Raw genomic sequence first — 14,589 nt, forward strand, 5'->3', positions numbered from 1 at the left:
GTCTACAACGCGAGCACTTCGCGGCAGTCGCCCTCCGACACGCCGGTGGAACGGCGTGGAAACCCCTGGGATGGCGCCCGGCTGCCCACGGTTCGACCGGCTGCAGCGCCCGCCGACAGGCGCCCGCGATCAGCCGCTAGAGTGGCCGGGTGACCGCCCCCGTTTCCACCGATGGACGCCGCCTCAGGGTGGCCCAGTTCATCGATAACTACGGCCCGGGTGCCAACGGCCTGATGTTCGCCGTGCAGCAGTTGGAGGGCAACCTGCTCGACGCCGGGCACGAGGTGATCGTCGTCGCCCCCGCCGCGAAAGGGCCCAACCCGCACCACGGCCGCCCCGGCCGCAGCGAGATCCGGCTCCCCTCGGTGCGCGTACCGAAGATGCCCACGCGCGTGGCCAACGGTCGACACTTCGAGCGCACCATCGACGAGATCGCGAAGCTGAAGCCCGACGTCCTGCACGTGCACGGCTTCGGCACCATCGGTGTGCTCGGCACCTGGGCCGCGCAGCGGCTCGGCATCCCCATGCTGCTGACGTGGCACACCGATTTCGACGCGTACGCAGACCACTATTCGACCGTGTTGCCCCTGCTCACCGGAGTGCTGCGGGCGTGGGCGACGATCACCCGGGGCGACTTCGTCAGCCAGCGCGACATCCGCGCCGCGGAGGTGCGCTACGAGGACCGCGGCCGCTCGACGGCGTCGCTGCTCGCCCTGTGCCAGAAGATGCTGGAGACGGCCACCCTGGTGACCACCCCGTCGCCGAAGACCGCGCTGCGCTGCCGGCACCTCACGGAGAACATCAACGTGCGGGTGGTGCCCAACGGGGTGGACCCGCTCCCGCCCGGCCCCCCGCCGATCACGCATCCCGACGGGCCGATGGTGCTGTACGCCGGCCGCATCGCGCCTGAGAAGGGCATCCCGCTGCTGGCCGAGGCCTTCACTCTGGTGCACGCCCAGTACCCCGACGCGCGGCTGTGCATCGTCGGAGACTGGCAACGGTATTCAGGCATCAAACGGATCCTCGCCGAAGGCCGCGACGCGGGCCGCATCATCCTGCCCGGCGAGCAGAAGCGCGACGACCTCGGCGCGTTCTACGGCATGGCGGACGTGTTCGCATTCCCCAGCCTCACCGACACCCAGGCCCTCGTCCTGCACGAGGCCGCGCTGGCGGGCCTGCCCATCGTCTCGGTGGACCACGAACTGCAACTCGTGATCGAACCCGGCGTCAACGGCGAGATCACCCGCCCGACGCCCGCGTCCCTGGCCGCCGGCATCATCCGGGTGCTGGAGAAGCTGCCGGATGACACCTGGCGGGCCAGGGCGCGCGAGCGCTCCGTCGAACTCGGCTCGCAGTGGAGCATCGCCTCGCAGGCCGCGGAGATGCTGTCGATCTACGCCGAGGTCGCGGCCGGCGGCCGGCGGGCATAGCCCGAAAAATCCGAGGGAGATTTCAGCCACATCGCGCTATATAGCCGGGACGTGGCCAAAATCTCCCTCCAATTTTCAGAGACCCTCGAGCCTATTTACCGGTCATGTCCGCTGGAACCACCCAGGCGTCGAAGTCCTCGCCGGCGACACCGTTGGCGATCGCCGACTCACGCAGCGACGTGCCCTCCTTGTGCGCCTGCTTGGCGATCTTGGCGGCCATGTCGTAGCCGATGTGCCGGTTCAGCGCGGTGACCAGCATCAGGTTGGACGACAGGTTCGCGTTGATCCGCTCCAGGTTCGGCTCGATGCCGACGGCGCAGTGCTCCGTGAACGAGCGCATGCCGTCCGCCAGCAGGCGGATCGACTCCAGCACGGCGTGGGCCATCACGGGCTTGAACACGTTGAGCTGGAAGTTGCCCTGGCTTCCCGAGAAGCCGACGGTGGCGTCGTTGCCGAACACCCGCGCGACCACCATGGTGAGGGCCTCCGACTGCGTCGGGTTCACTTTGCCGGGCATGATCGACGAGCCGGGCTCGTTCTCGGGGATCAGCAGCTCGCCGATGCCGTTGCGCGGGCCCGAGGCGTACCAGCGCACGTCGTTGGCCAGCTTCATCAGCGCGCCGGCCAGCACGCGCAGGGCGCCGCTGACCTCGACGAGCGAGTCGTGCGCCGACAGCGCGGCGAACAGGTTGTCCGCCTGGCGGAACTCCAGGCCGGTCTCCTCGGAGATCTTCTGCGCGGTCAGCGCGCCGAACTCCGGGTGGGCGTTGAGGCCCGTGCCGACGGCGGTGCCGCCGATCGCCAGGTCACGCGCCCGCGAATCTGCGAACCTGATGCCCTCGGCGGCGAAGTCGAGCTGGGCGACCCAACCGCCGAACACCTGACCCAACCGCACCGGCGTGGCGTCCTGCAGGTGGGTGCGGCCCACCATCACCACGTCGTCGTACTGCCTGGCCTTGGTGTCGAGCACCTCCCGCAACTTCTCGAGGGCCGGGTACAGCAGCGAGTTGATTTCGCTGACCAGCGCGATGTGCATGGCCGTGGGGAAGGTGTCGTTGGACGACTGGCCGCGGTTGACGTGGTCGTTGGGGTGGACGGGCTGCTTGGAGCCCATCTCGCCGCCGGCCAGTTCGATGGCGCGGTTGGAGATGACCTCGTTGGAGTTCATGTTGGACTGGGTGCCGGAACCGGTCTGGAACACCACCAGCGGGAAGTGGTCGTCCAGCTTGCCGGCGATCACCTCGTCGGCGGCGCGGGCTATGAGCTGGGCCACGTCGGAAGGCAGTTCGCCCAGTTCGCCGTTGGCCTGGGCGGCGGCCTTCTTCAGGACCCCGAGGGCCCGCACCATCGGGCGGCCCCAGACGAAGGCGTTGCGGCCGATGTCGAAGTTGTGGAGGCTGCGTTCGGTCTGCGCGCCCCAGTAGCGGTCTGCGGCAACGTCGATGTTGCCCATTGAGTCGGATTCAATGCGTGCCATGGCCCCGACGCTACCCCGCCGCGACGACAGAGCGGTGCGATACCGCGCAGTGAGATCGGAGGAGAACTCCCCCGTCGGTGCTCTGACCCCCGAGTGCCCCAGGGCATGAAAAGGCCCGACCCGCTGCCCTTGGGGGGCGGCAGCGGGTCGGGCGGCTTTCGGGCTCCCGAATGCTCGGGAAGATGGGATTACTCTAGCGGGATTTCTCGCCATTGCAAAGCCGGACGAGGCAATTGGTCTGATGTTTCCCTGAGTTTTTCCTGAAAGCCCTTCTCAGGGGCAGTTCGCCTAGCCAGCGGCCTGTATCAGCCCTTCCGGAGCGAGCGGAAACCCCGCAACCTGAGACTGTTCAAGACCACGAAGACACTCGAGAACGCCATCGCGGCACCCGCGATCATGGGTGTCAGCATCCCGAAGGCGGCCAGCGGGATGGCCGCCGTGTTGTAGCCGAAGGCCCACAGCAGGTTGCCCTTGATCGTGCGCAGCGTGGCGCGCGACAGGCGCACCGCGTCGACGGCTGCGCTGAGGTCGTGGCGCATGAGCGTGATGTCGCCGGCGGCGATGGCCGCGTCGGTGCCGGTGCCCATGGCGATGCCCAGGTCTGCCTGCGCGATGGCGGCCGCGTCGTTGACGCCGTCGCCCACCATGGCCACCTGCTGGCCCTTGGCCTGCAGTTCCTTGATGGCGGCCACCTTGCCCTCGGGGGTGACCCCTGCACGGACGTCGTGGATGCCGAGCGACTCCGCCACGGCGCGCGCCGTGGCCTCGTTGTCGCCGCTCAACAGCACGGGGGTGAGGCCCAGCTTCTTCAACTGCTCGACGGCGACCCCTGCCGACTCCTTGATGGTGTCGGCCACCACCACGCGGCCGAGGATCCGCTGCTCATCGGCGACCTCGACGACGGAACCGATCACGTCGCGGCTCCACTCCGCACGGCCATGGCCCAGATCGGCCATGAACGCGGGCGAACCGGCGTAGACGGTGCGGCCGCCCACGATGCCGCGGACACCGCGGCCGGGCACGTTCTGGAAGTCCTCGACGGGCAGGGGCCGGTCCACCGCCGCGACGAGAGCGGCGGCGATGGGGTGCTCGGAGGCGGCCTCGACGGCGGCCGCCAGCCCGAGCAGCTCCTCGCGGTCCACGCCATCGACGGGCTCCACGTCCACGACGGACATGTGGCCCGTGGTCAGCGTGCCGGTCTTGTCGAACACGATGGTCTGCACGCGGCGGGCACGCTCCAACACCTGCGGGCCCCGGATCACGGTGCCCAACTGGGCGCCCCTGCCGGTGCCCACCATAAGAGCCGACGGGGTGGCCAGACCGAGCGCACAGGGACAGGCGATGATCAGCACGGAGATGGCGGCGGAGAGCGCCACCGTCCAGCCGTGCGCGGCGACCAGGTGGCCCACCAGCGTCACGGCGGCGATACCCAGGACGACGGGCACGAAGATGCTGGACACCTTGTCCGCCAGGCGCTGGACGTCGGCCTTGCCCTCCTGGGCCTCCTCGACCATCTTCGCGATGCGGGCCAGCTGCGAGTTGGCGCCCACCGCAGTGGTGCGCACCACCAGGCGGCCAGTGGTGTTCACGGAACCGCCGACCACCGTCGTGCCCGGCTCCACCTCTACCGGCAGCGATTCGCCGGTGATGATCGACGCATCGACGGCGGAGCGGCCCTCCACGACCTCACCGTCGGCGGCGACCTTCTCGCCGGGGCGGACGACGACGAGGTCGCCGACAGCGAGCGACTTCACGTCGACGAGCTGCTCCTCGCCGTCACGCAGGACGGTGGCCTGCTTGGCGCCGACCTCGAGCAGCGCACGCATCGCGGCGCCCGATTCGGTCTTCGCGCGGGCCTCGATGTATCGGCCCAACAGCAGGAAAGAGATGATGACGACGGCGGCCTCGAAGTAGATGAAGCCCATCGCATCCTGTTGCGCGAGGTTGAACTCGAAGTGGTGCTTCATGCCGATCTCGCCGGCGTGGCCGAACAGCATGGCGTAGAGGGACCAGGCGAACGCGGTGCCGGTGCCCATGGTCACGAGCGTGTCCATGGTGGTGGCGCCGTGGCGCAGGTTGGTGAAGGTCGCCGTGTGGAACGACCGGCCCAGCCATAGCACCACGACGGCGGACAGGACCAGCGCCGCCCACTGCCAACCGGGGAATTGCAACGCGGGGATCATCGAGACCAGCACGACGGGGGTGCTGAGGATGAACGACCAGAGCACGCGCGGCTTGAGCGCGGCGGCTTCGTCGTTCTTCTCGCTCACCGGGACGGGCAGCGTGGCCCCGTAACCGGTCTTCTCGACGACGGCGATGAGATCGTCAGCCGTGAAGTTGGGCGGTGCTTCGACCGTCGCCTTCTCGGTGGAGTAGTTCACCGAGGCGGTCACCCCGTCCACCTTGTTGAGCTTCTTCTCGATCCGCGCGGCACAGGAGGCACAGGTCATGCCCTGGATGTCGAGTTGGATCTTGTTGGTGATGGGTTGGGTCCTGGAGGTGGACATGCTTCCTCTTGCCTGATGCGCGTTGGCTACTTCGGTCCCCGCGGTTGGCGCAGGGCAGGCCGAACAACCCCCGGGCGGCTACGCCCGGGGAAGTTGCCCGGATGGGGTCAGGTGGTCAGGCGCTCAGGCCTCGACGACGGTGTAGCCGCCGGCTTCGCGGACCGCCTCGATGATGGCGTCGAACGGGATGCGCTCGTCGGACTCGACCGACATGGTGCCGCCCTCGAGCGCGACGGAGACGTTGTTGACGCCTTCGACGTCGGAGACCTCTTCGGTGACGTGGTGGACGCAGTTGCCGCAGGTCATGCCCGAAACGGTGTAGTTGGTGATCACAGAGATGGTCCTTCCTTGGGTGACGGGCTATCGGGTCAGGCGCTTGATCGCCTGCATCGCCTCGTCAATCTTCTCTTTGCCCTCCGGGCCGCCCTTGCGGGCAGCGTCGGCGACACAGTGCGAGAGGTGGTCCTCGAGCAGCCCGAGCGACACCGCCTTCAGCGCCGAGGTCACGGCCGTGACCTGGGTGAGAACGTCGATGCAGTACTGGTCCTCTTCAACCATGCGGGCGAGACCGCGGACCTGGCCTTCGATCAGGCGCAGGCGCCGCAAATAGGCTGCCTTCTCCGGCGTGTAACCGTGAGTGTGACAGGTTTCAGTTTCCGTCGTCATGGCACCTCCCTCTCGATCGAGCATACCCCGGGGGGGTAAGGATTTCAATCTCATCCCATCATCCCATCGAGGTTTCCCGGCCGGCCCCCGGGGTGGCCTACCGCTCGGATCGACGCGCGATCCCCCACATATCCACAATGAACCCACAGGTGCTGTGGACAACTAGCGCCCTGAAGATGCACGACAGGTGAACTCAGCCCCCATATACCACGCTGGCACCTCGGGACGGAAAACGGGGTTGAATCGTACAAACTGCCTTGCCAACACAGATTTGCAGCATCGCTTCCACTGTGGCCCCGCACCACGGGCGACGAGATGACGAGCGGATGACGGGCAGAGCGCGTCTCTTTGTGGACAAATTGCCAGAGGCTGGCCGGCCATCGTCAATATAACGATTTGATAACGGTGGTTTCACGCTCAGCTCACAGATTCGTCCACACCCCTGGGGCTCAGCGCCCGCCGGTTATCCACAGCCATCCACAGGCTGTCCACAGGGCCCTCCACACGCTGGGGGCAGGTATGGGCAGGAACCGTCGGAGGGGTGCCTTAGCCTAGGCAACGGAACTGGAAGGGGGTGAGCTGATGACGGCGCATGCAACAACGGCGGTCTTCGATGACCGCGAGCTCGACCGCACGCCTCCGCAGGATCTCGCCGCTGAGCAGAGCGTGTTGGGCGCGATGATGATGTCGAAGGATGCCATCTCAGACGTCGTCGAGGTGCTGCGCGGCACAGACTTCTACCGCCCCAACCACGAGTCCATCTACGACGCCATCATCAGCCTCTACGGCCGCGGCGAGCCGGCAGACCCCATCACTGTGGCCGGGGAGCTCGGCAAGACCGGGCTCCTGGCCAAGGTGGGCGGAGCCGTCTACCTGCACGACCTGCTCTCCAGCGTCTCCATCGCCGCGAACGCGCCCTACTACGCGGAGATCGTCCGCGACAAGGCCGTGTTGCGTCGGTTGGTCAACGCCTCTATCCGCATCGCGCAGCTGGGCTACGGCGGCCAGGGCGAAGTGGACAAGATCGTCGACGAGGCCCAGCAGACGCTCTTCGAGGTGACGGACCGCAACTCCTCCGAAGACTACAAGTCGCTCCGGGAACTGCTGGAGCCCACGTTCGATGAGATGGAGGCCATCGCCAACAGCGGCGACGCGCTCTCCGGCGTCCCCACCGGCTTCACAGAACTGGACCGCATCACCAACGGCCTGCACGGCGGCCAGATGATCATCGTGGCCGCGCGCCCGGGCGTCGGCAAGTCGACGTTCGCGCTCGACGTGTGCCGCTCGGCCGCCATCCACCACAACCTCCCCGCCGCGTTCTTCTCGCTCGAAATGAGCCGCACGGAAATCGTGATGAAGGTGCTCTCCGCCGAGGCGTCGGTACCCCTGGGGCGTATCCGCGGCGGCAAGATGGACGAGAACGACTGGCAGCGGGTCACGGACAAGTCGGCCATCCTCGCGGAGAAAAACTTCTTCATCGACGACTCCCCCAACCTCACCATGATGGAGATCCGCGCGAAGGCCCGCCGCCTGAAGCAGCGCCACGACCTGCAGCTGCTCGCCATCGACTACATCCAGCTGATGAGCTCCGGCAAGAAGGTGGAGTCGCGTCAGTTGGAGGTGTCGGAGTTCTCCCGCCAGATCAAGCTGTTGGCCAAAGAGCTCGAGATCCCGGTCATCGCTCTGTCGCAGCTCTCACGTAACACCGAGCAGCGCAAGGACGGCATCCCGCAGCTGTCAGACCTGCGTGAATCAGGCTCGCTGGAGCAGGACGCCGACATCGTGTTGATGCTGCACCGCCCGGAGATGTACTCCCAGAACCCCTCCGACGAGGAGCGCGGGCTGGCGGCCTTCCACATCCCGAAGCACCGAAACGGCGAGACGGGCAAGATCGACGCGCTCTTCCAGGGCCACTACAGCCGGTTCACCAACGCCCCCATGTGATCCCTGGCCGGCGCCGAGCCGGCTCAGGACGCGGTGACGGCGTCTGCGACGGTGCGCAGCGGCACCCGCTCGCCCAGCCCCACATTGAGCAGGGCAGCAACTTCCGCGCCCGCCCGGGTGAGGTCGCCCTGGCGGAACAGGAAGCTCACGTCGAGGATCTCGTAGCGCGGGGAGCCAGCCGCGAGTTCCTCCTGGAACCGGGAGCCCCCGTCGGTGAAGCCACAGTCGACGGCGGCGAAGGTGCGCTGGGCGTCGGCCTCGAGGTCCCAGGTGCGCACGGACATCACGGTGTCGGCCGCCTGCTGCCCGTGCGCGGTGGCGTTGCGGCGCACCACGTCTGCGACGGTGCCCGGGAGACCTGCCAGCGCCTCGATCCCCGTCCAGTCGGAGCCGACGGCCCGCTCGACCAGCTCGGCCCAACTCCCGGTGGCCGGCACGGTGACCTGCACCCCTCCACAGGCCGCCAAGTCGTTGACGTCGCAGGCGGAGTCGTCGACCACGATCGAGCGGATGGGGGTGCGCAGCAGGGCGAAGTTCTCCATGCCCCCATTGGACGCCCTGCCGCGACGGTAATCAACCCTCGCCCCTGGCCCGGCGGGTACCGTTGCCCCATGGCCGCGCTGCTCACCGAGTACCACCTCACAGACCCTGATGACATGCACCCCGCCGTCGCGCTGGCCCGCTACGGGAAGCGCCGCACGGGCGACCTGTTCGTCGGCCTCTGGCTGGGCATGATCGTCGAGGCCCAGCAGATGCGGCCCAGCCTGCACAACGTGAAGCGCCAGGTGGAGAAGTTCGAAGCGGGCCAGGACCTGCGCAGGGCGATCCAGGAGGTTGGGCGCGATGCCGTCGACGCCGAGTTGGCAGATGCGGCACGGGTCTACTTCGCTTCCGCGCTGGAGGACGCGTCCTACACCTCCACCCTGCTGAAGATGCGCAGGCTCTCCGGCACGCAGGTCCGCGACAAGGCCGCCCACGAAGTGCTCCGCACGGCAGACCTCATCCTCGAGGCCCGGCTCGGTGAACGCTACGTCCCCCTGTTGGTGAGCGGCTTCCTCGCCGGCCTCGCGCCGCACGGTCCACGCGAGCTGAGGGAGGCCCTCGCCGACCATCCGGAACTGGTGGACACGATCACCCCCCTCCTCGAGGCGTGAGGACCCAGCATTCGGAGGGAGAATCCGGCCACATCGGCCCATATGGCGATGATGTGGCAGATATCTCCCTCCATATTTCAGAGCTCCGGCACCTGCTCAGCGCCTGGTACGCGGCCAACGCGCGGCCGCTGCCGTGGCGTGAGCCTGGGGTGTCTCCGTGGGGCGTCCTCGTCAGCGAGATCATGCTGCAGCAGACGCCCGCGGCCAGGGTGGAGGGGCCCTGGCTGGCATGGGTGGGGCGCTGGCCGACGCCCGCCGCGCTTGCCGCGGCGCCCACGGCGGACGTCCTCCGCGCCTGGGGTCGGCTCGGCTACCCGCGCCGCGCGCTGCGCCTCCAGGAGGCGTCCCGCGCTGTGGTGGAGCGGCACGACGGCGAGCTCCCCCAGAGCGAGGACGCCCTGCTCGAACTCCCGGGGGTGGGCAGCTACACGGCGGCAGCGGTGATGGCCTTCGCGTTCGGCCGCCGGTCCCTGGTGCTGGACGTGAACGTGCGGCGGGTCCTCGCCCGCCTCGACGGCGGGGTGGAACACCCGGCCCGCACGGAGACCGCGGCGGAACGCCGCCGCGCCTGGGTCTTCGTCCCGGAGAGCGACGCGGAGGCGGCCACCTGGTCCGCCGCGGCCATGGAACTGGGCGCCACCGTCTGCACCGCCCGCAACCCGCAGTGCGGCCGCTGCCCCGTGGCCGGGCACTGCTCCTGGCTCGCGCTCGGCCGCCCGGCCTGGGAAGGCCCGCCGCGCGTCGGCCAGGCGTGGGAGGGCACCGACCGCCAGTGCCGCGGCCGCATCATGGCCGCCCTCCGATCGGCCCACGCGCCCGTCCCCGTCGCCGACCTCAGCTGGCCGGACCCGGAGCAACTCCGCCGCTGCATCACCTCGCTGGTCGACGACGGCCTGGCCGAGAGCCTCGACGGCGGCCTCACCCTCCCCCGTTGATGGCCGCTAGTTCCCCAGCGAGCGGGGTGCGTACATGATCACGGCCACCCCGACCAGGCAGAACAGCGCCCCGATCACGTCCCACCGGTCCGGGCGGAAGCCGTCCACCACCATCCCCCACGCCAGCGACCCGGCGACGAACACGCCCCCGTAGGCCGCGAGGATCCGCCCGAAGTTGGCGTCCGGTTGCAGGGTGGCCACCATGCCGTACAGGCCGAGCGCGATCACCCCGCCACCGATCCACAACCAGCCGCGGTGCTCGCGCAACCCCTGCCACACCAGCCAGGCGCCGCCGATCTCAAGAACCGCGGCGACGACGAAGAGGGCGATGGAACGAAACGGCAGCATCCGCACAGCCTAGGCTGGAGCCATGATCAAGGCCGTCGTCTTCGACCTGGGGGAGGTCCTCTCCTCGCCGCCGTCGCTCCTTCCAGTGCTGGCGGGGCGGGTCGGCACCACCCCCGAACTTCTCAAGGAGCACTACTGGACGGGTCGGGCCGAGTATGACGCCGGCGCCCCTGACGGCGACTACTGGGGCCCGCTGCTCACGGCCGTCGGGCACGAGGTCCACGACGCCGACCTCATCGCCGAGATCGCGCACCTCGACGCCGACATCTGGGCCAACCTCCGCCCGGCAGCGTGGCAACTCCTCCGCGACTGCAGGCAGGCCGGGGTGGCCGTGGCCGTGCTGTCCAACTCACCGCACGCCATGCAGTTGGCGGCCGACGGGGCGGTCTGGCGCGCCGACGTGGACCACCTCTACGTCTCCGCCAGCCTGGGGGCGGTCAAGCCGCAGCCTGCCATCTACGAGCGCGTGACCAGCGACCTCGGGCTGGCACCCGGCGAGATCGCCTTCATCGACGACAAGCAGGCCAACGTCGACGGCGCCCTATCGGTGGGCTGGCAGGCCCACCGGTGGGTGGACGATCACGACACGCGCGCCTGGCTCACCACGCTGGGGGTGCTCTCGGCCTGATCCGCAGGGGCGCGGCGCACCGGGCGCGTGACCAGCGGCAACGCCACGGCCACCACTGCGAGGGCGCCCATCACGGAGAACGCCAGGGTGTAGGAGCCGGCATCGCCGACCAGGCCAGCCGCCAGCAGCGGCCCGAGCACTCCGCCGCCCGACCAGCCCACCAACATCAGCCCGTAGATGGCGCCAGCGTGGCTCAACCCGAAGAACTGTCCGGCCGTGGACGGCAGCACGCCGAACGCCCCGCCGTAGCAGAGGTACACCACGGCGGCGAGCGCCAGGAACCAGAAGCCTTGGGCGTGCGGCAGCAGGATCAGCGCCACTCCCTCGAGGGCCAGGATCGTGGCCAGCATCGGCAGGCGACCCAGCTTCTCCGCGACGGCGGCCCAGGCCACCCGGCCGCCACCGTTGAACAGCGCCAGCACGCCGACGATGCCCGCGGCCGCCGCCGGGGTGAACCCGCCCACGTCGACGGCGGCGCTGGCCATCATCGAGATCAGGGAGATGCCCGCCATCACGGCGAGCATCAGGATGCCGGTGAGCAGGTACCACTGGGGCGTGCGCAGGGCCTGGGGCGCGGTGAGGTCGCCGTCGACCACCTTCTTCGGACCGGCCGCGACAACCGGCGACACCAGCAGCGCGGCGCCGATGAGGCCCAGCACCAGGTAGGCGATGCCCAGCCAGCGGAAGGCAAGCGCCGGCGTGTCGGGCGTCATCGCGACGAGCCACTGCGCGAACGGCGACGTGACGGTCGCGCCGAAACCGAAACCGCCGACGGCGAGGCCGGTGACCAGCGCCGTGTGGTCCGGGAACCACTTCTGCAGTAGCGCGACCGGCACGATGTAGGCCATGCCCAGGCCGAAGCCGCCGATGACGCCGTAGCCCAGCACCAGCAGCCAGAAGTGGCCGGGGGCCGTGGCCAGGGAGGCCAGCAGGACGCCCAGCCCGTAGATGACCATGCCGATGATGGCGACGGTGCGGGGGCTGCTGCGGTCCTGCAGGCGCCCGCCGATGGAGGCGCCGACGAAGATCATGCCGATGGCCGTCTCGAACGGGACGGAGGCCTGCACGTGGCTCAGGGCCATCGCCTCCGGCGCCTGCAGGGCGCGCCCGAACAGACTCCAGGCGTACACGCCGCCGATGACCAACTGAACCAACACACCGCCGACTAGGGCTGCCCACTTCGTACGCACGATGGGTCAGTCTAAGCAACGAACCCCCGGGCAGTGCGCCCGGGGGTTCGTCAGCTACTTCAGGGAGGGGGAATCAGGCACAGCTCCACGGCTGGAAGCCGCGCTGGGCGTAGAGACGGTTGGCCACGGTGATCTGCTCCTCGCGGGTGGCCTGGTGCGGGTAGGCAGCGAAGTCGCCGCCGTTGACCGAGCGCCAGGTCTGCAGGTTGAACTGCAGGCCGCCGTAGTAGCCGTTGCCGGTGTTGATGTTCCAGCGACCGCCGGACTCGCACTGGGCGATCCGGTCCCACGTCGCGGCGCGGCTCAGGTCGATGCGCTGGTTGGCCGGCAGCTGCGGGGCGGTCTCGACGGGGACCCCTGCCAGCGGCGGGGCCGCGGCCGGGATGGTCGTCACGGCGGGGGTGCCGGTGGTGGCGAACTGGATGATGTTGTTGAACTGCCACTGGTTCTCGGTGACGAACGCGCCGTCGTCGTGGGCGACCACGGAGGTCAGCGCGTAGGTGCGGCAGCCGTTGCGGCCGGTGGCGGCGGTGTCGCACTCGGTGCGCCACTGGCGGCCGTCCGTGGCCGTCCAGGTGCGGGTGCCGCCGGGCTTGCCGCCGGCGGCGAGGGGGTTGCCCACCCACTGGTCACGGCCGGAGGGGAGGTAGGTGAGGTTGTTGAACACCCACCCGTTGTGCAGGACGTGCTGGCCCTGGACCGTGGCCACCTTGGTGGTCCAGATCTCGGTGCGGCACCGCACGACGGTGTCTGAGTACTTGTCGCAGGCGGTCTTCCAGTACCGGCCGTTGACAAGGTGATTGCCCGGCGTCGTGTACATGTTCGTCTCGACGGCCTGCGCGGTCTGCGGGGCCACGAGGGCCAGCCCGAGACCGACGACGGCCGCGGAGGCTGCGGCTAGGAGGCGCTTCAGCATGGAGGGGGTCCTTTCGAAGTAGCGGAATGACGTTAACACCCCGCCGCCCCTTTTCCAAAGAATTTCTCAGGATTACCTTCAGGTTCGAGGCGATCGGTCACCCCCACAAGCGCGTTTACCCCGGAGCGCCCCAACGCCGACTGAGAACTCTCAGCCCTCGTTCACCCCTGCGAAATACCGGCCCCCTCCGGCAGCTGCCCGCCATCGGCCACGCCCCCACAGACCGGCGGCTAGCCTGAGCGGATACCGGAAGGAATCCCCTATGCGCATCAGCGTCCCCCGCGAGGTCAAGAACAACGAGAACCGGGTCGCCATCACCCCCGTCGGCGTCCAGGAACTCACCCATAGCGGGCACCAGGTCGTCGTCGAGGCAGGGGCCGGAGTGGGCTCCAGCTTCACCGACGACTCGTATCGCGACGCCGGCGCCTCGGTGGTGGCGGACGTGGACCGCGTCTGGGGTGACGCCGAGCTCGTCCTCAAGGTGAAGGAGCCCGTCGCCGCGGAGTACCGTCACCTGCGCGAGGGCCTCACCGTCTTCACCTACCTCCACCTGGCGGCGGACGAACCTCTGGTCGACGCCCTGCTCGGCTCCGGCGCCACGTCGATCGCCTACGAGACGGTGCAGCAGCCCAACGGCCTGCTCCCCCTGCTCTATCCCATGAGCGAGGTGGCGGGGTGCCTCGCCCCCCAGATGGGCGCGTACCACCTGATGAAGACGCAGGGCGGCCGCGGCGTGCTGATGGGCGGCGTGGCGGGCGTGCCCAACGCGAGGGTGCTGGTGCTCGGCGGCGGCACCGCCGGCCAGAACGCCGTCAACACCGCCCTGGGCATGAACGCGGACGTGACCGTGCTCGACACCGACATCGACAAGCTGCGTCAGGCCTACTGGCGCTGGAACAACCGGGTGCACGGCCTCCGCTCGTCCGACATGGCCATCCGCGAGCACCTGGCGCAGGCCGACCTGGTGATCGGCACCGTCCTCATCCCGGGCGGCCGGACGCCGCGCCTGGTCACCAACGAGATGGTGGCCACCATGAAGCCGGGCTCCGTGCTGGTGGACGTGTCCATCGACCAGGGCGGCTGCTTCGAGGACAGCCGGTCCACCACGCACGACGACCCCACCTACCAGGTGCACGGCTCCACCTTCTACTGCGTGGCCAACATGCCCGCGATGGTGCCCAACACCTCCACCTGGGCGCTGACCAACGCGACGCTGCCCTACGTGGAGCGGATCGCCGAGCACGGCTGGCGCGAAGCCATGCGGCTCGACGCAGCGCTGGCGAAGGGCCTGGCGACGCACGCCGGGCAGCTCACGTCGCAGCCGGTGGCCGAGGCCTTCAACCGCGACTGGGTCGCCGTCGAGGACGTCATCGCTGAAGCGTGACCGCCGGCAG

General features: G+C 69.0%; 14 protein-coding genes. 6 read left to right on the forward strand and 8 right to left on the reverse strand.

The window, feature by feature from the left end; all coding sequences use genetic code 11:
- Positions 1–149: 149 nt before the first annotated feature.
- On the forward strand, positions 150–1,430 hold the full coding sequence (locus ACZK4S_RS12880; RefSeq protein ID WP_076062828.1) for a glycosyltransferase: 1,281 nt from the start codon (positions 150–152) through the stop codon (positions 1,428–1,430).
- 91 nt (positions 1,431–1,521) lie between these two features.
- Here the strand turns inward: ACZK4S_RS12880 and fumC are convergent, their stop codons facing one another.
- The 4 genes from fumC to ACZK4S_RS12900 form a co-directional block, all read right to left on the reverse strand.
- A complete protein-coding gene (gene fumC, locus ACZK4S_RS12885) occupies positions 1,522–2,907 on the reverse strand; it encodes a class II fumarate hydratase (protein WP_463644530.1) in 1,386 nt (461 codons plus the stop codon).
- Positions 2,908–3,212: 305 nt separating this feature from the next.
- Complete coding sequence (locus ACZK4S_RS12890; RefSeq protein WP_463644531.1) at positions 3,213–5,414, reverse strand: heavy metal translocating P-type ATPase; 2,202 nt, start codon at positions 5,412–5,414, stop codon at positions 3,213–3,215.
- 123 nt (positions 5,415–5,537) lie between these two features.
- Positions 5,538–5,747 (reverse strand): heavy-metal-associated domain-containing protein, encoded by a 210-nt coding sequence (locus tag ACZK4S_RS12895; RefSeq protein WP_076062838.1) that lies wholly within the window; start codon positions 5,745–5,747, stop codon positions 5,538–5,540.
- 27 nt (positions 5,748–5,774) lie between these two features.
- Positions 5,775–6,080, reverse strand: a complete 306-nt coding sequence (locus ACZK4S_RS12900) for a metal-sensitive transcriptional regulator (RefSeq protein ID WP_076062841.1) — start codon at positions 6,078–6,080, stop codon at positions 5,775–5,777.
- A gap of 582 nt (positions 6,081–6,662) precedes the next feature.
- Here ACZK4S_RS12900 and dnaB point away from each other — a divergent pair.
- Positions 6,663–8,024 (forward strand): replicative DNA helicase, encoded by a 1,362-nt coding sequence (dnaB, locus tag ACZK4S_RS12905; RefSeq protein ID WP_076062844.1) that lies wholly within the window; start codon positions 6,663–6,665, stop codon positions 8,022–8,024.
- 23 nt (positions 8,025–8,047) lie between these two features.
- Here dnaB and ACZK4S_RS12910 read toward each other — a convergent pair whose 3' ends face one another.
- Positions 8,048–8,566, reverse strand: a complete 519-nt coding sequence (locus ACZK4S_RS12910) for a hypothetical protein (protein WP_463644532.1) — start codon at positions 8,564–8,566, stop codon at positions 8,048–8,050.
- A gap of 69 nt (positions 8,567–8,635) precedes the next feature.
- Between ACZK4S_RS12910 and ACZK4S_RS12915 the strand changes: the two genes are divergently transcribed.
- Together ACZK4S_RS12915 and ACZK4S_RS12920 are read left to right on the forward strand one after the other, a co-directional pair.
- On the forward strand, positions 8,636–9,178 hold the full coding sequence (locus tag ACZK4S_RS12915) for a DUF6553 family protein (protein WP_463644533.1): 543 nt from the start codon (positions 8,636–8,638) through the stop codon (positions 9,176–9,178).
- Positions 9,179–9,231: 53 nt separating this feature from the next.
- Positions 9,232–10,113 carry an iron-sulfur binding domain-containing protein gene (locus ACZK4S_RS12920; RefSeq protein WP_463644534.1) on the forward strand — a complete coding sequence of 294 codons (882 nt, stop codon included), beginning with the start codon at positions 9,232–9,234 and terminating at the stop codon, positions 10,111–10,113.
- Between the two features lie 6 nt (positions 10,114–10,119).
- Here ACZK4S_RS12920 and ACZK4S_RS12925 read toward each other — a convergent pair whose 3' ends face one another.
- On the reverse strand, positions 10,120–10,461 hold the full coding sequence (locus tag ACZK4S_RS12925) for a YnfA family protein (protein WP_076062854.1): 342 nt from the start codon (positions 10,459–10,461) through the stop codon (positions 10,120–10,122).
- A 22-nt stretch (positions 10,462–10,483) separates the two neighbouring features.
- Between ACZK4S_RS12925 and ACZK4S_RS12930 the strand changes: the two genes are divergently transcribed.
- Positions 10,484–11,089: an HAD family hydrolase gene (locus ACZK4S_RS12930; protein ID WP_463644535.1), complete on the forward strand. Its 606-nt coding sequence runs from the start codon at positions 10,484–10,486 to the stop codon at positions 11,087–11,089.
- Here the strand turns inward: ACZK4S_RS12930 and ACZK4S_RS12935 are convergent.
- Positions 11,041–12,279: an L-lactate MFS transporter gene (locus ACZK4S_RS12935; RefSeq protein WP_463644536.1), complete on the reverse strand. Its 1,239-nt coding sequence runs from the start codon at positions 12,277–12,279 to the stop codon at positions 11,041–11,043. The genes ACZK4S_RS12930 and ACZK4S_RS12935 overlap by 49 nt on opposite strands.
- 73 nt (positions 12,280–12,352) lie before the next feature.
- Positions 12,353–13,195, reverse strand: coding sequence for a transglycosylase family protein (locus ACZK4S_RS12940; protein ID WP_463644537.1), 843 nt, complete (start codon positions 13,193–13,195; stop codon positions 12,353–12,355).
- A gap of 262 nt (positions 13,196–13,457) precedes the next feature.
- On the opposite strand from ACZK4S_RS12940, the gene ald reads away from it, so the two are divergent.
- Positions 13,458–14,579, forward strand: coding sequence for an alanine dehydrogenase (ald, locus tag ACZK4S_RS12945; RefSeq protein WP_463644538.1), 1,122 nt, complete (start codon positions 13,458–13,460; stop codon positions 14,577–14,579).
- Positions 14,580–14,589: the final 10 nt, after the last annotated feature.

It is taken from the genome of Tessaracoccus zhenghani, assembly GCF_055326325.1.